Genomic DNA, 18,593 nt, shown 5'->3' with positions numbered 1-18,593 from the left:
GGAGTCGGACTTCAGCCGTCGCCGGGTTCGGAGTCCGGTCTGGAATCGCCGGACGATCTCCGTCTGTGTTCCGAACACGCTATCGGAACGACCGCTCGCCCTACGACAACGAGATCGATATTGTATTCCGCGACGTATACCCCATCACGCCGTGCGGATCGCCCTTACGAGCGGTTCGGTCGTAGCTGACCCCTGCTTCCACGACCCGATTCACGGCGTTATCGAGGGCGGATTCGGTTTCCCCCTCGACCGCCTCCGTGAGCTGCGGTGCAATGCTCCCGGTCACGCCTGCGGACGTCTCTGTTCCACGTCTCTCATGTGAACATCCAAGCGCTCGCTCGACCATCGGCATACGCGTGTCGTTCGCTTTTGTGTCCGAGAACGAGACATCACGTAATGGCATCTGACGTCCTCGTCCCGGTCGATGAGTCCGAACAGTCCGATGCTGCACTCGAATACGCCCTCTCGGAGCATCCGAACGCGCAGATAACGGCGTTACACGTGCTCGATCCTGCCGACTTCCACGGTGCTGCCACGATGGAAGCGACTGCCCCAGCGGCCTACGACGCACATCGGGAGCAACAAGAAGAGATCGCAGACCAAATCCTCTCGGGCGTCGAGGACCGAGATGAGAGAGTGAATGGGATCGTTGATACGGAACGGATGGTCGGATCTCCCGCCCGCTCTATCGTCGAATTCGCGGATGGCCACGATATCGATCACATCGTGATCGGAACTCACGGTCGGACCGGTACGAGTCGCGTTCTGCTGGGAAGCATCGCCGAAACGGTTACTCGTCGCGCGCCGGTACCAGTCACGGTTGTTCGCTAATCGGTGGAGGATCGACACCGCGGATCGAACCGTTCGGTATGGACCGGACCGGTCGGGTTATTCTCCGGGTTCTTCTGATGGATACTCTCCCAGATCGATCGACTGATAGACTTCGGACCGTAATTCGGATGCTCTGTCTTCAGTGAGTAGGTCGCCGTCCTCGAGCACGTCGATCAGTTCGGCGATCGTATCGCAGAGAATTTCCGGCTGATCGAGTCCGGTCGTCTCGTCGTTGGCCATAGACGATTGTGATCGCCGAGGGTATTCAGCAAGCGGTGTGCAAACGCGTGGTCCAGGTAATAGACCAACGGCAACAGAAGGGGATTCACCCCATCTGCTCGAGTGCCGCTTTTCGTTCCTCGATCGGCGCTTGATCGTACTGTTCTCCGTATATCGGTTCTCTGCCTTCCACGTTTTTCGGTAAAGCGTGTCGAGGCGGTACGCTCGTTGACGAGTCGTCGAACGGGCGTAGCCGATCGATCGCTTCGGATCTTTTCCCCCGGAGAGCATCCAGTCGACGAGTTTACTCCGGTGGTCTCGGTAGGAGACGCACTGTCGAGGATTGAGGTGTTTCGCTGACGGTTCGGGTACGAGGACGATGTTCTCGGTTTCTTCACTCATGGGTCGATGGACCGTGTGCTGTCTACGTGAGGAAACCCGGAAGCCATGAGTTACATCTCGTCCAGTTTCGCGTGAACCCTGTTCGTGGGTCGCTGGCTTACTGCACTGAGATGGTCTTCGCTCGAGTGGACGCTAACGATGTGGAGAACGGTGATGCGCGGACCGGGATTTGAACCCGGGCCATGAGCTTGGAAGGCTCAGGTCCTACCACTAGACCATCCGCGCGCATTCTCGGATTTTCGTTCCACGTTTAAGGCTCTTCCTTTTCCTCGTGACCGCCCGCTGGCGATCAGCGCGTCGGGGGAGGCGAATCGAGGGCTTCGAAACGGGACTATTCGTCCGTCTCCGCGCCCGTCACCGTCGCGTAACAGTTCCCGCTCGAGAGCTCCCACTCGAGTAACTCGAGGTCGCTCTCGGCGAGGTCGGCCTCGAACTCCTCGGGGGCGTAGATGTGGTAGAATCGGTCGACCGGCTCGCCGCCGGGGAGCGTCCACTCGACCGTCGTGTCGAACCCCTCGGTTTCGTCGAATCGGTCGTGGGCGGTCGACCACGCGCTGACCAGCGCGCGGCCGTCGGGGGCGAGTACTCGTGCGAGTTCGTCCAGACTCGCCCGGCGGGCCGCCCGCGTCGGCAGGTGGTGCAGCGTCGCGACGTAGACCGCCACGTCGACGGCGTCGGCCGCCAGCGGGAGCGAGGCGGCGTCCCCCTGAACCAGTTCGACGTCGAACTCGCGCTCGAGCGCGCGCTTCCGACCCGTCTCGAGCAAGCCGCGGCTGACGTCGAGGCCGACGACCGTCTCGAGGTGGGACTCGAGGAGTTCGGCGTGGCGGCAGTTGCCGCAGCCGAGATCGAGCCCGATGCCGGAGCGGTCGGTCGCGTGGGTTTCGACGAAGCCCTCGACTTCGGGCCAGGCGTACTCTCGCGTGGACGCGAAGTGGGTCGCGATCCGGTCGTAGGTGTCGCGCACGTCGGCGCGGCGGGCGCGTCCGTCGTCGGATCCGTGAGCTCGGTCGCGGTCCCGCTCTCGATCCTGATCCCCGGCCATCGTCGGGTTTCGTCGGCGAACCCGCAAAAAATGTTCGTAACCTCTCGAGGAGTTGTATATCGGTCTCTTGTGAGTCTTTTCCACCCACTACGAACACCACGAAAGCCCCTGCTGGCTCCGGTCGAGGGACTCGCTGTGCGCGCTCCCGACGGTCGCGTGCTTGCGTCGTCCGTCATCCCGAAGCCAGCAGCCCCTTTCAGTCCCACCCGTATCGGCTGCTCGGGGTGCCACCGCGGGTGGGACTGAAAGGGGCTGCCGCGGTCGGTCCGTCCCGGACGACGTAAGCACCGGAGCGACCGACGGGAGCGAGGAGCGAAGCGAGGCCCGGACGGTCGACCGCGGCAGGGGCTTTCGTGGTGGTTTCGGTCATTCCCCTCTCTGCGGTTCTCTGGGAAATCGTTCCAACAGTCCGTATCAGAGCCGCTGGACCTCGCCGGGGGAGAGCCGACAGCCACACGGACCCGCGATATGTTCCATCGGCCCCCGAGACGTGACCGTGATCACCGCGTCGTCGCAGTTCGGACACGGCGGAAAGCTCGAGTGACCGTCTCGAGCGTCGGCGGCGTCACCGGTGGCTTCGGGCCCGCTCGAGTCCGCGTCACCAGCGGTCATCGCGGCTCTCCGGTCGGTGTTCGGCTGCTGTGGCTCGAGGTTCCTCGAGCGTGGCGATTCTGCTGTCGTCGTGCGAGACGTTTATGTCTCGGTAGAATGAATTGAATCATGGCTTGCAAACGGCTCGTGTTTGGAAGCCACGCTTCGGGTGCGCTAACACCCGGGGCATTTTGACGCACGCCCCCGCGTTCGGAACCGTCGCTTCCGTTCCGATACTGTTTGTACTGTAACTTATAGCTACTGGAATAAACGGCCTGCGTCGCGTTCCGGCGCGTTCGCGACGATTCGAGATGGTTGGGTTTCGCTCGAGAAGGGGCCGTTAAAATCGTGTGAATGCGGGACTGTGACGGGGACTCGAGGAATTCGAGGGGTTTATCTATTCCCGTCGGAAAGTGAGAGATGCGCTCGAGGGCTTGTAGATCAGCGGTAGATCACTCCCTTGGCATGGGAGAGGCCCCGGGTTCAAATCCCGGCAAGTCCACTCAATATTTGGGCCTTCAGGCCCTCTGCTTTCTTAATTCGGTCTTTTGAGTATGTTTTGACGACTATCGATACGACAGTGTTGACAGTGGCTTGCTGGTGGGTCATGTTCAATCTATACGGAAATTCTGTCTAATTCATAATGATAATTTCTCTAGAGCATATCCGCATCTACGATAACTAATTCAGGCTCCCCGCTCCGTCACTGGATCCTGTTACTGACGAAGCAGAGAGTCCGCGCTCTTATTGAGGGTCATGGAACCCTGCCTCGGGGCTCGAGACAGAGGGTGGATACAGAATCACGTTCCCATCACTATAGACGAATATGGTGTACCGTTCGTGCGTAAAACGCAGGTGACCGCTCATTCGTGTGTTTCCATCTGATCGTGGTTCGAATATCCTGTTTAGTGCATCTGTCTCGATACACGCATGGAGTGGCGCTATTTCTTCTCGCTTCTTATTCGAAAGTTCCTCGATTGCGAGCGCGATGACGACGCTGAGCGAGAGCGGCCCGTCCCAATCGTGAGAGAGCAGAAATGTTCCCGTCTCGGCAGTATACGTGATAGTGGGGTGCAAGTTGTTGTCGTGATCCATTTACAGAAAAATGCTCTCGAACGCCATCGAAGTAGTTAGTGACAAAAACGTCCAATAGAAATTCCCGATAGCTAGGGATCTGTGGGTCGAGTCTCTCGAGGCGGACCCGTGAGCTCTCACACGAAAGCCATCCAGGAAGTACCGCCCTCCAGAACGAGACCGGACGGGGGACTTATTTGACTCGCCGATCATTCCCGCCAGTATGAGCGATCAGCGGACGACGCCGGATGCGACCTTCTGGGGGGAGGCCGACGACACCGCTGCTCTCCGGGGCTTTCAAACCTTCGTGGCGGCGACCGACGACGGGATCTACCAGCTCGACGCCGACGGACGCTTCGCCGCGGTCAACGACGCCTTCACCGACCTCACGGGGTACGCACGCGAGGAACTACTCGAGGAACACGTCTCGGTGGTGCTCGAGGACGAGACCGGGGCGCTCGAGCGTTCGCTCACGGACCCGACCGAGAGCGACCTGCTCGAGTTCACCGTCCGGACCGCCGCGGGAACCGGGGTTCGCTGCGAAGTCCGCGTCAGCCCGATCGACGTGGCCGACGTGCGCGGAACCGTCGGCATCGTTCGCGACAGCACCGAGCGCGAACGGGCCCGGCAGCGCCTCGCGGAAGAGCGCGACATGTTCGCCCAGGGGCCCGCCGTCGTCTTCAGGTGGGCGAACGATGACGGCTGGCCGGTCGAGTACGTCTCCGCGAACGTCGAAGACGCGTTCGGCTACGCGCCGGCCGAACTCGAGTCCGGCGCTATCTCCTACTCCGAGTTGCTCCTCGAGGACGAACGCGACCGCATCGCCGAGGAGGTCGCGGCGAACAGCGACGAGACGACCGAGCGGTTCACCCACGATCCGTACCGCGTCCGGACCCGCGACGGCGACGTTCGGTGGGTGAAAGACACCACCAAGATCGTTCGCGACGAGAGCGGCGACATCACGCACTACCTGGGCTATCTGGTCGACATCACCGAGCGCAGGGAGCACGAGCGCGCCCTCGAGCAGTCCGAGCGGCGCTACCGGGCGCTCGCCGAGTCCTTCCCGAACGGGATCGTGACGCTGTTCGACCACGATCTCGAGTACACGCTGGCGGCCGGACGGGGGTTCAGCCGGATCCCGATCGAACCGCCGGCGGTCGAGGGGCGCTCGATCACCGATATCTGGGGCGATACCGCCGACGTGATCGAGCCGGCGTTCGAGGCGGCGCTCGAGGGCGACGAACGGTCGGTCGAGGTCGAGTACGCCGATCGCGACTGGATCCTTCACGCGGTGCCGATCACCGACGAGCGAGGGGACGTGTTCGCGGGGATGGCGATGGCACAGGACGTCACCGAGCACACGGAACGCGAACGCGAGCTGGCGAAGTACGAGACGATCGTCGAGACGATCGACGACGGGATCTACGTGAAAGACGATGACGGCCGGTTCACGATGGTCAACGAGGCGTACGCGGAACTGACGGGCTACGACCGCGACGAGCTACTCGGCGAGCACGCCTCGCTCGTCGTCGACGAGGAGACGATCCAACGGTCGCGAGCGATGCGAGCGGCCGAGACGGACGAGTCCGACCCGGCCATGGAGGCGACCATTCGGACGGCGAACGGAGACCGCGTCCCGGCCGAAGGGACCTTCGCGACGCTCCGGACCGACGACGGCGAGGAGAAACGCGTCGGCGTCGTCCGAGACATCACCGAGCGCAAGGAGTATCGACAGCAACTCGAGGAGTCGAACGAACGCCTCGAGCAGTTCGCCTACGCCGCCTCACACGATCTGCAAGAGCCCCTGCGCATGGTCTCGAGTTACCTCCGATTGATCGAGCGCCGGTACGCCGACGAACTCGACGACGACGGCCGGGAGTTCATCGAGTTCGCGGTCGACGGTGCCGACCGGATGCGCGAGATGATCGAGGGGCTGCTGGCGTACTCGCGGATCGAAGCCGGCGGCGATCCCTTCGAGCCGGTCGACCTCGAGACGGTGGTGGACGACGTGCTCGAGGACCTCCGCCTCCAGGTCGAGGAGAGCGACGCGGAGATTCGCGTCGGGTCGCTGCCCACCGTCGAGGGCGATGCCAGCCAGCTCCGACAGGTGTTCCAGAACCTGCTCGACAACGCCATCGAGTACAGCGGGGAGCAGCCACCGCGGATCCGCGTCGAGGCCGATCGACGCGACACGGAGTGGGTCATCTCGGTTCGCGACGACGGGATCGGTATCGATCCCGACGACGCCGACCGCGTGTTTCAGGTATTCCAGCGCCTCCACAGTCACCAGGACCACGCCGGCGCTGGAATTGGCCTCGCGCTCTGTCGGCGCATCGTCGAGCGCCACGGCGTTCGAGCGAGCGAAGCGAGCTCGGCGGGCTCGCGGAGCGAGTCTGCCGGCGGCGAGATCTGGGTGGATTCCGAACCCGGTGACGGAACCTCCGTGTCGTTCGCGTTGCCGGCGTCGACTGCCCGCGAGTCGTAGCTCGAGACGCCCTCGAGCGGATCGGCGCTGCTGATCCCGTTACAGAAACGGAAGTTGTTTTTGAGGTGTTGACACAGAGTGAACTATGGTCCTCGCACTCGAGATGGGCTGGCGACACCTGCTGTTCGAGAACTGGCCGGTCGATCCGGCGATGATGGACGCGCACCTCCCCGACGCGTTCGAGGTCGACGAACACGACGGTGCCGCGTGGCTGTCGGTCATTCCGTTCACGAACGTCGCAGTCCGTCCGAAGGGGCTTCCCGAACGGGTCGGGATCCGATTGCCGGAGCTCAACGTCAGAACGTACGTCACTCGCGACGGGGTCCCCAGCGTCTACTTCTTCAGCCTCGACGCACAGGGGCTCGCGAGCGTCATCGGTGCGCGCCTGTTCCATCACCTGCCGTACTACTACGCCCGCATTTCGCTCGACGTGGAGGCGACTCCGGCGGGGAAAGGGGCCGACGGCCGGATTCGATTCAGTAGTCGGCGACGCCAGCCCGGCGCCCGACCGGCCGAGTACGAGGCGACCTATCGGCCGACCGGTGAGCCGTTTTCGTCTCCCGACGACCCGCTGGGGGAGTTTCTCGTCGAGCGCTACCGGTTTTACACGGAGGCCCCCGACGGCTCGGTCCGGTATACGGACGTCGAACACGAGCCGTGGACGCTGTATCCGGCGGCCGCCGACATCGAATCGAACACGGTGCTGGCCGCGAACGGTTTCGCGCACCCGGAGACCGACCCGGTCTACTTCTACAGCCCCGGCCTCGACGTGGTCGCAGGACGGAGTTCGCGCCTCGAGGAACGGGAGTAATCGAGTCCGAAGGGGAACTGATCGAGGGCGCCCAGCCGTCCCCCTTCGAAACTCTCCGTCGACGCGTCGAGGACGCGATCATCGGAGTCGGCCAGCGGAAGCCGGCGGAATTCGTCCCGGCGAGAGACGGACCGTCCGTGCCGACTGAACGGATCGAGTGAGGCGGTCCTCCACCCCTTCACAAATTGAATCACCCAGGAAAATTTATCTATACACTCTCATAAATTACTCTCGCATGGCGCATGGAGAAGACAGTAACGTAAACCGTCGAACCGTCCTTCGATCGGCCGGCGTCGCGTTGGCCACCGGTGTCGGTTCCGTGGCAGTTACCGGCAGCGCGGCCGCGGCCAGCCCGTTCGAAGTCTGCGACCAGGTGCAGGTGTGGCCCGACCAGGGGAGCGCGGCCCCCGGTTGGGAGAACAGGGACCGGTCTGGCGACTATCAGCTTATCGATCAGGGATACGCTGGCATCGTCAGAGCGGTCGACTCGTCCAACAGCACGGTCAGAGTCGACTGGCACAACTACGACTACGACTGGTGGATGTGGGTCGGTTTCCTCCGCGAAATCGATCCGCCGCAGTACCGCGAACCGCCGTGTGCGTAACGACCGTCGACTCGTTTTTTCTCGAGATCGAGACGAGCAACACGGAGACCGCTACTGCAATCGCGTCGGGAGGGAGATCAGATTCACGAGCGCGTCGTCTGCAGTCGCCACACCAGCCGTCGCGCTACGCCGACCGTCCGCCTTCGAGCGATCGGTCCACTGTCGTATCCCCACCGCAGACGGTCGCTCCGCCAGCCCTCCGGTCGGGAGCCGTACTGTTTCCGTCGGTCGGTCCGTTCCGAACGCGACGAGCCCGCAGTACTGTCGCCGCGCCGTCACCCCTCGTCGAATTCGCGACGCACGATCTCGCGCTCCGCGTCCGTCAGTCCGTACAGCGAGCACGCGCGATCGTCGATCCGCCGATCGGTCGCGTCGATCTTCGTCTCGAGTTCCGCGGCCCGGTCTCGAGCCTCGAGAAACCGCCCAAGCCCGTCTTCGACCTCGTTCGGACGGGGGAGCGTCACCGCCTCGAGGCGCTCGAGTGGCGATATCGTCTTCGCGGCGGTCGGTCTGAAGTCGGCGACGCAGTCGACAGCCTCGGTGGCGTAGGGAACGAAGGCGTCGACGAGCGCCGCGAGTCGGGTCTCGACGCCGACGAGTTCGACGGCCGGAATCGGATCGGTTTCTGCGTAGCCCCACCGATCGGTCTCGGCAGCCGTGGGGGGATCGGGTTTGTATCGAACGGTCGCCGAGATGACGACGGCCGAACCGCTCGAGTCGACCGCGACCGAACCGATCCGCAGGTTCGGCCACTCCTCGGTCGTCGACGCGAGTTTCGTCGCCGCGACGCCGTCCGTCCGTCGAGCGGCGTCGAGATCGTCGAGCGACGGCCCGTTCGGATCCCGACCGAGATAGTCGGGGACGTGCAGGTCGATCGCCGCCCGTTCGGCGGTGAGCGCGAGCCGTTTCTCGACGGCCGCGACGAGTTCTGCGTCGGGTCCGGCGGCCATCGGGACGGGGAGCCCCTCGAGCGTCGACTGGTTGATCTGCGGGAAGACTTCGCGGTACGCCGCGTGTGTGTAGTGGTGGTAGAACGCGAGCGCCGACGAGTGTAACGCGCCCAGGAGATGTTTCAACTCGGCCGGCGAGTCGACGTCGCTACGGACGTTGTAGGCCGACTTGATCGTGGCGATGCCGTCGGCGTCGTACGTCCCGACGAGCGAGTCGCTCGTCTGCCGGACGACCAGCTTGGGGCTCTCGTAGTTGGCGGCTGCTTTCTCGAGGTCGGTCGGCTCGACGAATCGGAGCTCGTCGGCGTCGATCCCGTATCGGCACACGGCGCTCCCGGGGGCGATCGGGCGCGTCGTCGGCCCCGACTGCTTCCGGAGACTGTCCGCTCGCTTGCTGATCTCCTCGCCGCGAGAGACGGAGACGCCGTCCCCCAGCGGCGGGTGGGCCGCGACGGTCGAGCGGACCGACCGCGTCTCGCGGTCGAGATAGATGAGAAAACGGCTCGCATCCGCTCCTTCGAACACGCTCGCGGGGATCGAATTCACCCGATCGGAGTCGGCGGCAAGCGACGCGAGGTCCGTCCGCGTAGTCGCGTCGGCACAGCGGACGTCAGTTTCGTCACCGCCGCTAACGAGGATCGCCGCGCCGCTCTCGACGCCGTCGAACGCGGTGCCGACCCTGACGATTTCCGACAGCGACGTCTCGCTCAGGACGTACTCCCGGATCGGCTCGTTCCCCTCCCGAGCGAGGATCGAATCGGGGACGACGATGCCGACCCGTCCGTCCCGGGACAGTCGGATCGACTGTTCGTAGAACGCGACGTAGAGATCGAACTGGTTCTCGGTCGCGCTGAACGCGTCCTCGAGGTAGGAGCGCAGCCCCGCGTCGATGGTCGCGCTGATACTCGCCCGACCGGCGGTCGCGACCCAGGGCGGGTTGCCGATCACCGCGTCGAAGCCGGTGGCCTCGAGCCGGTCGTCGTCACCGCCGTCGTCGTAAATCTCCGGGAACTCGAGCCCCCAGTGGAAGACGTCCTCGGCGCTGGCCCGTTGCTGCGCCGCTGTGAACCACTCGGTTCGGGCGAGCGTCTTCCAGTCGTCGTCGCTCTCGAGCGCGGCAGCGAGCCGTTCGAGCGCGTCGTCGGGTATCCCCTCCAGTCCGAACTCGCGGGCGGTGTGGACGTTCGCCATCGCCTCGAGTCGCTGTCGCCGGTCGCGCCGCTCTCGACTCTCAGTCCGCCCGAATACCCCGTCTCGAGTCGGCTCGGGTTCGAGACGCCTTGGGTCATCGCCAGTGAGATCGTCGCTCGCTGCGGAGTCAGCGACCGCCTCGAGGTCGCTCCCGACGAGGGCGTTGCCGGTTTTCAGGTGGTGATCGAGGGCCACCGGCGGTCGATCGGTGGACAGCGTTCGGAGTTGCAGCGACGCGGTCGCGATCTCGACCGCGAGGGGATCCCGGTCGACGCCGTAGAGACAGCGCCGGGCGACCCGCCGCCGGACCTCGTCCACGCCGCGGTCCGCCGGGGCGGACTCGAGACCCGCTCGAGCAGCCGCGTCTTCGGCGGCGACGATCTCCCGCGTCAGGTACTCGAGCGCGCACGTCAGGAAGTGGCCGGTCCCCATCGCGGGATCGAGGATCGAGCGGTCGAACGCGCGCTCGGCGACGCCGCCCGTCCGGTCGATATCGGCGTCGGCGAGTCCGTCCTTCCGGTCAAGATCGGCGTCGGAGACTCCGTCGTCACGGTCGCTATCGACGAGAGCGAACTCCGCCCGGATCTCCTCGAGGAGCGGTCCGACCGTCTCTTCGACGACGTGTTCGACGACGTGCCCAGGGGTGTAGTACGACCCCGACGCCTTCCGCTGGTCGCCGTCCGCGGTCAGATACACCTCGCCGGCCGCGACCGCGACGGTGTCGCCGTCGCCGGTGGGAACGTACTCGCCGTCCGCGAGCGCCAGCGGTTCGTCGGCGATCGCGAGCCGATACTCGAGCAGCCCCTCGTAGATATCCCCGAGGCGGCGACCGTCGAGCGACGAGTAGTCGACGAACGTTTTTCCGCCGCCGTCGGCCCGCCGTCGAGCCAGCAGGTCGATGACAGTCGCCAGCGACGCGTCGCCGACGCGGTGGTTTTCGAGGAACCGAGCGGTGCGGCTGTCGTCCTCGACGGCTCGATTCCCGCGGCCGATCGGCGAACCGAGGTCCTCGAGTCGCGACCAGAGCTCGGCCGTTCGATCGGCGTCCGACGGCCCCGAATCGTCGGATTCAGTCGCGACGGCTCGCGCGATCGACCTGACGCGCTCCGACAGGGGAGACTCGGTGTCGCGTTCCGCATCTCCGCGTGCCTCGTTTCCCTGTCCGTCGTTCGTTTCCGTGAGCCGCTGCCGTCGACTCTCCGTAGCGAACGCGACGGTGAGCCGAACGAGAACGACCAACGAGGCGTCGTAAAGCAGGTCGAGGTCCACGTGACTAGGATCGTCGCCGGAGTCGGTCCCCGTACGGTCTTCTCCGAGGTCATTCCCGGGATATCGGCGAAACCCCCGCGCGAGGACCTCGAGCGCGTCGGCGGCGTTCTGCTCGAGCGTCGCCCCCATCTCCCGTTCGAACTCGGCGGACCGGTCGTAGACATCGTCGAGAAAGCAGTTTCTCTCGGCGTCGTCGCGGAAGGCGTCGTGGCGAAAAAACAGGTAGAAGTATTTGAACGCCTCGCGGTCCCCCGTCTCGAGCACGGCCGGCAGATCGATCTCGTAGTACGCGTCCAGTCGATGCCCCGTCCGCCCGGTGTAGAGCCGCCACCGCCGGCCGTTCGTGAGCACGGCCCACTCGACCGACGACTCTCGCAGGGCGGCGTGGATTCTGTAGCACGGGGTCTCGGCGTCGCGATCGCGCTCACCGCCCCCGCGCGCCTCGAGCGGGCGTTCCCAGCGCCTGACGTCGGCGATCGCGACGGCATCTTCGTCTCCGGTACCGTGGCTGTCGTTATCGCCGTCGACTTCGGTGCAAGCGACCGCGTCGCGAGCGTCGTCGGACTCGAGGAAGACGTAGTCCGCCCGATGTCGCGTTCGATCGGTCCGCTCGTCGCGCACGAACGAGTGTCCCAGCGCCCGGAACACGGGTCGGACGAACGTCTCCTCGAGTCGAGTGCGGTTTTCGCTCGCGGTCGATTCGTCGACTCGCTCCCAACGCGCGCGGGTCTCGTCGAACGCCGCTCGGAGCTCGTCTTCGTCGACGTCCTCCCAGGCGTCCGTCTCGGGAAGGCGGTCCTCGAGGTACGCGCTCGAGAACGCGCCGTGGCTGGTCCGGTAGGGACACCCCTCGCGACGGGAGCGGTCGGTGGGAGCGCCGACTCGGTTCCGGGACACCGCTTTCCTTTGCGTGATCCGAGTCGCGGCATATAGCTGTTCCCCCGGACGGGGGGTTCCTCCCCGTCGGTTCGTCGGGCCGCTACTGCCCGCTCACGACTGGTGTCCCCTCGGCGAATCACGGAGCGCTCTCGCCGGACTCGAGAGTAATCCCGTCTTACCAGCTAGCCGCGGTCCCACTCCGCATCTGGGGCTGTCGCCAGGCATCGATTGGCGTCCCGTAACGCCGATTTGGAGCCGGTCGTGATTCCTTACTCGAGACCGAGCGGGACGATCTCCGAGCTAATTTCCCCGGACGAGCCGGAACGGTCGACGCGGTTTTTCAGCCCGCTCGAGGGTGTCTCGGGAGACAGTATGAGCGAGTCCGCAACCGACGATTCGACCGGGGAATCGCACGCTCGCGGACGGGGTGAACCGGCCGGCCAGCGGTGGCTGAGCGGGATCGTCTCCCTGATCGGGCTGTGGCTGGCCCTCTCGCCGTTTGTCTACGAAACGGCCGAGTCCGTGCTGTGGAACAACCTGTTGATCGGCGGTGCGATCGTCGTGCTCGCGGGCTACAACTACTATAGGATCAGCAACGGCCACTCCACCAGTACCGGCGTGATGTCGCTCGCCGCCCTGCTGGCGGTGTGGCTCGCCGTCTCCCAGTGGGCGATCGCCGGGCAGTTCGCGCTGGGCGGCCTCGAGGAAGCGAGCACGGGGCTCCTCTGGAGTAACGTCGTCTCCGGGCCGGTCGCCGCGGCACTGTCGGCGTACATCGCGTACGTCGGCGACCGCGACTTCTCGAGGCGCGCGGCCACCGGGACGTGATCCTCGCTCGAACGGACTCCCCGACAGACCGCAGTTCGGATCGATCCGATACCGAACGGATCGCGTTTCTCCGTCGGTGGTTCCGTCATGCCCTCGTCGGCGGTTCCGTCACGGATACCGCTCCGAATCGGCGTCGGGCGTGCGTCGCTCGAGCAGGTCGAGGACCGGTTCGGTCGCGGCCAGTCGAATCGCGACTCGCGTCAGCCGATCCCGGATCGCGGCGGGAACGAGCGTGCCGTAGAGCGATCCGAGGAACGGAACCGGGCCGACGCGGTAGTGCGTGTCGGGGTCCGAAACGGTCGCAGCCTCCCGAATCGTCGCGGCGACACGATCGGGCTCGTTGATCAGCGGACCGCCGCCCTCGACGGCGCGGACCCGCCGGAGAACGCGGTAGAGATCGGTGTACTGCGTGGGTCTGACGACGCTCACGTTTCGGTGGTCGTCCGTGGCTCCTTCCGCGTCGACGTCGGAGCGCGACGGTGACCGCGCGGTCGCAGCCGCGTCGTCGACCGCCCGCAGGGCGCCGTCGTAAAACGGCGTCGCGACGACGCCGGGCTGGACGACGACGACCTCGACGTCCGAGCCGACCAGCTCCTGTCGGAGCGCGTCGCTGAGGCTCGCGAGCGCCCACTTCGAGGCGGTGTAGCCGCCGATACCGGCGAGCGCGAGGCGATCCGCGGCGCTGGTGACGTTGACGATCCGGCCGCGGCCCCGCTCGCGCATTCCCGGCAAGACCGCTCGTATCAATCGATGCGGGCCGAAACAGTGGACCGCGAACTGGCGCTCGAGCAGGCTCGTCGGCACGTCTTCGACCGGCCCGAACTGGCCGTACCCCGCGTTGTTGACGAGACAGTCGACGCCGCCGTCCTCGTCGCGGATGCGCGCGACGACCCGCTCGATGGCACCGGGATCGGTCAGGTCCATCGCCGCGGTCTCGGCGCCGCGGTCGGCCAGGTCCTCGAGGCCGTCCCTGTCGCGGTCTCGAGCGGTCGCGTAGACGCGCCAGTCGTCGGCCAGCAGCGCGCGTGACGTTTCGTAGCCGATTCCGGTGGAACAGCCGGTCACGAGTGCGGTCGAGGCCATGGGACGGACTACGACGAGGGCGGTAAAGGGAGTCCCGGCGGTCGACTGCGCGGAGTGTCACGGATCGTGACGAATTCCGCGGCGAACGACGGCCGAACGAGCAGCTCAGTCGTCGAACGAATCGTCCGGACCGTCGTCGTCGAAGGGCCCGCTATTGTCATCGAACGGCCCCTCATCGTCGCCAAACGGCCCGTCATTCCCGTCGAACGGTCCGGTATCGCCGTCATCCGACGGCCCGGTATCGTCGGGCGGACCGGCATCCGCCGGCGGCCCGCGGTCGCCTCCGCCGGCCGATTCGCCGTCCCCGTCAGCCGATTCTTCGTCCCCGAACACCCGCTCGAACAGATCGGGGTCGTCGTCGGACGAATCGGTGGTCGACTCCTCGTCGCTCGACGGATCGGGTTCGGCCGGATCGTCCGCCGTCGGCGGCGAATCGCCGTCGGGATCGGCCGTCGGATCGCCGGCGTCGGCATCGTCGGGCGAGTCGTCGGCACCGTCCGCGGGGTCTTCGGTAGTCGTCTCGGATTCGCGCTCGTTCGAGCTCTCCGCCGTCGTCGCGTTCGACTGGGCGGTCGACGCGTCGTCGTCGGTCTCGACCGACGAAGCGTCCGTGTCGCCCGCAGTCATGCCCGGGGCGAATAGCACTGCGAGGGCCCCGAACGCGAGCAAGACGACCGCGATGGTGGCGAGCAACGCCGCGCCCGATGGGGTGTCGTCGCGTACGCGTGACATTCACCGACCGGTACCGGGCCGACCCGCTTTGTTAATTTCAGCCCACAGCGCCACAGGCACTGGATTCTCCCGTTCGAAACGGGGGAGAACCCCCTCGAGCGGGCCGACGTCGGTCGAGAACGGCTCCGACCAGTCGGGCGTCGACCGCGACGGCCGCGGTCGAGCACCGACCGCGATGTTCGCAGTCGAGCACCGACCGCGATGTTCGCAGTCGCGTGTCGACCGCACCGTCCGACGAAGCCGCCGTCCGCGGCCGAACAATGATATAGCCGGCCCACCGAGTGAAAGTCAACGGATCTCTCCGATAATGACGAGCCACTACGATCACGCGCAGGTACAGGAGTTCTGGCAGTACGTCTGGGAGCGCGACGACGTTTACGCGCTCGATTCCGACGCCGACGATCCGACCTACGTCCTCGGCATGTTTCCCTACACGTCGGGATCGCTCCACATGGGTCACATCCGAAACTACGCGATCACGGACGCCCACGCTCGCTATCGCCGAATGCGAGGCGACGACGTACTCCACCCGATGGGATGGGACGCGTTCGGCCTCCCCGCCGAGAACGCCGCGTTCGAGCGAAAGACCGATCCCGAATCCTGGACGCAGGCGTGTATCCGGCGCATGCGCGAGGAACTCGAGACGATGGGCTTCGGTTACGATTGGTCGCGCGAGATCACCACCTGCGAGCCCGACTACTACCGGTGGAACCAGTGGCTGTTCAAGCGCCTCTACGAGGCCGGACTCGTCGAGTACGAGGCGGCGACGGTCAACTGGTGTCCCGACTGCGAGACGGTGCTGGCCGACGCGCAGGTGGCCGAGCGCGAGGGCGAACACGGCGAGTCCTCGGATCAGGGGAGTAGCGCGGAGCGAAGCCCGCGAGAAGACGGCGAAGCCGAGAGCAGCGACGGGGATCGCGTCTGCTGGCGCTGCGAGACGCCCGTCGGGCGGCGCGAACTCGACCAGTGGTTCTTCACGATCACCGACTACGCCGAGGAGCTCCACGAGGGGCTCGCGGACCTCGAGGGCTGGCCCGACGGCGTCCGCGAGATCCAGCGCAACTGGATCGGCCGGCAGGAAGGGGCGCGGATCACGTTCGACGTGTCCGACTACGGCGGCGATGGGAGCGATGGCGACGGTAACCGAACCGTCGACGTGTTCAGCACCCGTCCGGAGACGGTCTACGGCGCGACCTACCTCGCGGTCTCGCCCGGGCACGAACTGGCGCGGGAACTGGCAGAGACGGACGACGCCGTCGACGAGTACATCGAAACCGTTCGCGAGCAAGACCCCGACGAGGTCGGCTTTTCGGGCGTCGAGACGGACGCGACCGCGGTGCATCCCGTAACCGGAGCGGAACTCCCGGTCTACGTCGCCGGCTACGTCCTCGAGGACGTCGGCACCGGTGCCGTGATGGGCGTTCCCGGCCACAACGAGCGCGACCACTCCTTTGCGCTCGCACACGACCTGCCGATCGAGCGCGTGATCGTTCCCGAGGACGGGGCGGTCGAGTCCGACGTCGAAAGCGACGCCTACACCGGCGAGGGAACGCTCGAGGGAAGCGGCGAGTACGACGGGCTCGAGAGCGAGACGGCCCGCACGCGGCTCGTGGCCGACCACGACGCGCTCGCGGAAGACGTCACCTACCGGCTGCGCGACTGGCTGATCTCCCGGCAGCGCTACTGGGGGACGCCGATCCCGGTCGTCCACTGCGACGACTGCGGGCACGTCCTCGTCTCCGACGACGACCTCCCGGTCGAACTCCCCGAGTTCGTCCGGACGACGGGCAATCCGCTGGACGCGGCCGAGGAGTGGAACGAGACGACCTGTCCCGACTGCGGCGGCCCCGCGCGCCGCGAGACGGACACGATGGACACGTTCGTCGACTCCTCGTGGTACTTCCTGCGCTTCCTCTCGCCCGATCTCGCGGACGCCCCCTTCGACACCGACCGCGCGGACGACTGGATGCCCGTCGACGTCTACGTCGGCGGCGAGGAGCACGCCATCCTCCACCTGCTCTACAGTCGCTTTTTCACGAAGGCGCTGGCCGATATCGGCCTGCTCGAGCAACGAGAACCCATTCGGGAACTCAAGAGTCAGGGGACGGTGCTGTACGACGGCGAGAAGATGTCCAGCTCGAAGGGCAACGTCGTCGCTCCCGAGGAGTACGGCGCGGAGACGACGCGGCTGTTCGTGCTCTCGGCGGCCCACCCCGAACAGGACTTCGAGTGGACCGCCAACAACGTCCGCGGTGCCTACGACCTCCAGCAAACGCTCTACCGGATGGCGGCCGCGTTCGTCGAGGCGGGCGATACCCGCGTCGAACGGCGAGATCACGACGAGTACGTCGACCGCGAGATCGACCGGACGATCGCCGCGGTCACCGAGGAGTACGACCGGTTCCGGTTCCACCGCGCGGCAACCGAGATTCGACAACTGGCGCGCCTGCTGCGGCGCTACCGCGAGTACGACCGGCCGCACGACGACGTTTACCGGCGGGGCATGCTGACGCTCGCCGCGATGATCGCCCCGATGGCACCGCACCTCGGCGAGGAGTGCTGGAACAAGCTCCGGGGCGACGGACTCGTCGTCGAGGCCGACTGGCCCGAGCCCGACGGCGACGCGTCGGCCTACCAACTCGAGCGGGGACTGGTCGAGCGGACGCTCGAGGACGTTCGGGACATCGTCGACGTCGCCGCGATCGACGAACCGGAACGGATCGAACTGGTCTGTGCGCGCGAGTGGAAGTATCGGGCCGCCGAACTGGTCGACGAGGCGGCGTCCGACGCCCGTGACGCGGTCCCGGACGCGGACGCGATCGTCGACCGACTCCTCGCGGCCGACGGCGTCGCGACCGACCCCGAGACCGTCGGCTCGTTCGTCGGCCGGCTGGTCGGCCGCGACGGCGGCCCGGAACCCGGACAGCGGCTGGGCGCGGATCACGAACTCGAGGTTCTCGACCGCGCGAGCTGGCTCGTCACCGACGAGTTCGGTGCGGACGTGACCGTCCGCCGGGCGGGCGCTAAGGACGACCTGGCGGAGAAAGCGCGGCCGGGCAAGCCCGCGATCCACATCGAGTAGCTCGCTCGTCGCGTTCGGTCTCCGGCGAGCTACTCGAGTTTCGTCCGACGAGGTTCGATCCCGCACGAGCGGCTTCGAACCACACGAGGGATCCGCGTTCGCGAGGGGAAGACGGGCGTTGTCGTCAGGGGACACGACTCATCCGAGAAGGACAGTTTTATTCCACCCGATTCAGAAGGTGCGAATACGATGGTGGAGGGTGGCGATAGCGTCGGCGCGCCGTCAGTGGTGCCGCCGAGTCAGGCAGTGATCGAAACGGTCGCCGAGGCCGAGGGCGTGCAGCCGACGGAACTGGCGCCGCCGCAGTACGAGTCGCTTCACGCGATCGTCGATCCGACGGCGCTCGACGCGCTCTTCGCGGATCGGCCGAACGGCACGAACAGATCGGACGGAACCGTCTCGTTTCGGTTCTGTGACTACCACGTCACCGTCGAGCGGAACGGCACGGTCACGCTGGAGGAGCCGACCGAACCGGCGGACTGACGGCGGCGGAGGTGCCGACGATTACCAACGGATG

Annotated in this window: 14 protein-coding genes, 2 tRNA genes and 1 pseudogene; 9 read left to right on the top strand and 8 right to left on the bottom strand. The window is 65.9% G+C overall.

Annotation, left to right across the window (positions count from 1 at the left end):
• The first annotated feature begins 396 nt into the window (after nucleotides 1–396).
• Nucleotides 397–831, top strand: a complete 435-nt coding sequence (locus AC0QDI_RS07565) for a universal stress protein (RefSeq protein WP_474666785.1) — start codon at nucleotides 397–399, stop codon at nucleotides 829–831.
• A gap of 57 nt (nucleotides 832–888) precedes the next feature.
• On the opposite strand, the gene AC0QDI_RS07560 is transcribed toward AC0QDI_RS07565, so the two are convergent.
• From AC0QDI_RS07560 to AC0QDI_RS07545, 4 genes are all read right to left on the bottom strand, one after another.
• On the bottom strand, nucleotides 889–1,071 hold the full coding sequence (locus tag AC0QDI_RS07560; RefSeq protein ID WP_474666783.1) for a hypothetical protein: 183 nt from the start codon (nucleotides 1,069–1,071) through the stop codon (nucleotides 889–891).
• Nucleotides 1,072–1,606: 535 nt separating this feature from the next.
• Nucleotides 1,607–1,677 (bottom strand) — tRNA-Gly (locus AC0QDI_RS07555).
• Between the two features lie 106 nt (nucleotides 1,678–1,783).
• Complete coding sequence (locus AC0QDI_RS07550; protein WP_474666781.1) at nucleotides 1,784–2,497, bottom strand: class I SAM-dependent methyltransferase; 714 nt, start codon at nucleotides 2,495–2,497, stop codon at nucleotides 1,784–1,786.
• A gap of 414 nt (nucleotides 2,498–2,911) precedes the next feature.
• Complete coding sequence (locus tag AC0QDI_RS07545; RefSeq protein WP_474666779.1) at nucleotides 2,912–3,109, bottom strand: hypothetical protein; 198 nt, start codon at nucleotides 3,107–3,109, stop codon at nucleotides 2,912–2,914.
• Nucleotides 3,110–3,518: 409 nt separating this feature from the next.
• Between AC0QDI_RS07545 and AC0QDI_RS07540 the strand changes: the two genes are divergently transcribed.
• Nucleotides 3,519–3,590, top strand: a tRNA-Ala gene (locus tag AC0QDI_RS07540).
• Nucleotides 3,591–3,832: 242 nt separating this feature from the next.
• Here the strand turns inward: AC0QDI_RS07540 and AC0QDI_RS07535 are convergent.
• Nucleotides 3,833–4,183, bottom strand: a complete 351-nt coding sequence (locus AC0QDI_RS07535) for a HalOD1 output domain-containing protein (RefSeq protein WP_474666777.1) — start codon at nucleotides 4,181–4,183, stop codon at nucleotides 3,833–3,835.
• Between the two features lie 202 nt (nucleotides 4,184–4,385).
• Here AC0QDI_RS07535 and AC0QDI_RS07530 point away from each other — a divergent pair.
• The 4 genes and pseudogenes from AC0QDI_RS07530 to AC0QDI_RS07515 all read left to right on the top strand — a co-directional run.
• Nucleotides 4,386–5,171 (top strand): annotated as a pseudogene (locus tag AC0QDI_RS07530) (PAS domain S-box protein); the annotation flags it as partial.
• A complete protein-coding gene (locus AC0QDI_RS07525) occupies nucleotides 5,151–6,647 on the top strand; it encodes a sensor histidine kinase (protein ID WP_474667322.1) in 1,497 nt (498 codons plus the stop codon). The pseudogene AC0QDI_RS07530 and the gene AC0QDI_RS07525, both read left to right, overlap by 21 nt.
• Before the next feature lie 85 nt (nucleotides 6,648–6,732).
• Nucleotides 6,733–7,458, top strand: coding sequence for a YqjF family protein (locus AC0QDI_RS07520; RefSeq protein WP_474666775.1), 726 nt, complete (start codon nucleotides 6,733–6,735; stop codon nucleotides 7,456–7,458).
• A 235-nt stretch (nucleotides 7,459–7,693) separates the two neighbouring features.
• Nucleotides 7,694–8,062, top strand: coding sequence for a twin-arginine translocation signal domain-containing protein (locus AC0QDI_RS07515; RefSeq protein ID WP_474666773.1), 369 nt, complete (start codon nucleotides 7,694–7,696; stop codon nucleotides 8,060–8,062).
• A gap of 275 nt (nucleotides 8,063–8,337) precedes the next feature.
• On the opposite strand, the gene AC0QDI_RS07510 is transcribed toward AC0QDI_RS07515, so the two are convergent.
• Nucleotides 8,338–12,369, bottom strand: coding sequence for an Eco57I restriction-modification methylase domain-containing protein (locus AC0QDI_RS07510; RefSeq protein ID WP_474666771.1), 4,032 nt, complete (start codon nucleotides 12,367–12,369; stop codon nucleotides 8,338–8,340).
• Between the two features lie 354 nt (nucleotides 12,370–12,723).
• Between AC0QDI_RS07510 and AC0QDI_RS07505 the strand changes: the two genes are divergently transcribed.
• Nucleotides 12,724–13,179, top strand: a complete 456-nt coding sequence (locus AC0QDI_RS07505; protein ID WP_474666769.1) for an SPW repeat protein — start codon at nucleotides 12,724–12,726, stop codon at nucleotides 13,177–13,179.
• A gap of 108 nt (nucleotides 13,180–13,287) precedes the next feature.
• On the opposite strand, the gene AC0QDI_RS07500 is transcribed toward AC0QDI_RS07505, so the two are convergent.
• Complete coding sequence (locus AC0QDI_RS07500) at nucleotides 13,288–14,262, bottom strand: SDR family NAD(P)-dependent oxidoreductase (RefSeq protein ID WP_474666768.1); 975 nt, start codon at nucleotides 14,260–14,262, stop codon at nucleotides 13,288–13,290.
• Nucleotides 14,263–14,367: 105 nt separating this feature from the next.
• Nucleotides 14,368–14,994 carry a hypothetical protein gene (locus tag AC0QDI_RS07495; protein WP_474666766.1) on the bottom strand — a complete coding sequence of 209 codons (627 nt, stop codon included), beginning with the start codon at nucleotides 14,992–14,994 and terminating at the stop codon, nucleotides 14,368–14,370.
• A 307-nt stretch (nucleotides 14,995–15,301) separates the two neighbouring features.
• Between AC0QDI_RS07495 and AC0QDI_RS07490 the strand changes: the two genes are divergently transcribed.
• Together AC0QDI_RS07490 and AC0QDI_RS07485 are read left to right on the top strand one after the other, a co-directional pair.
• Nucleotides 15,302–18,076 (top strand): leucine--tRNA ligase, encoded by a 2,775-nt coding sequence (locus AC0QDI_RS07490; protein WP_474666764.1) that lies wholly within the window; start codon nucleotides 15,302–15,304, stop codon nucleotides 18,074–18,076.
• Nucleotides 18,077–18,265: 189 nt separating this feature from the next.
• Nucleotides 18,266–18,559 (top strand): HalOD1 output domain-containing protein, encoded by a 294-nt coding sequence (locus tag AC0QDI_RS07485; protein WP_474666762.1) that lies wholly within the window; start codon nucleotides 18,266–18,268, stop codon nucleotides 18,557–18,559.
• The last annotated feature ends 34 nt before the right edge of the window (nucleotides 18,560–18,593 follow it).

The sequence above is a fragment of the Natrinema sp. LJW11 genome (assembly GCF_056135975.1).
This window is presented reverse-complemented; position numbering and strand designations above follow the sequence as displayed.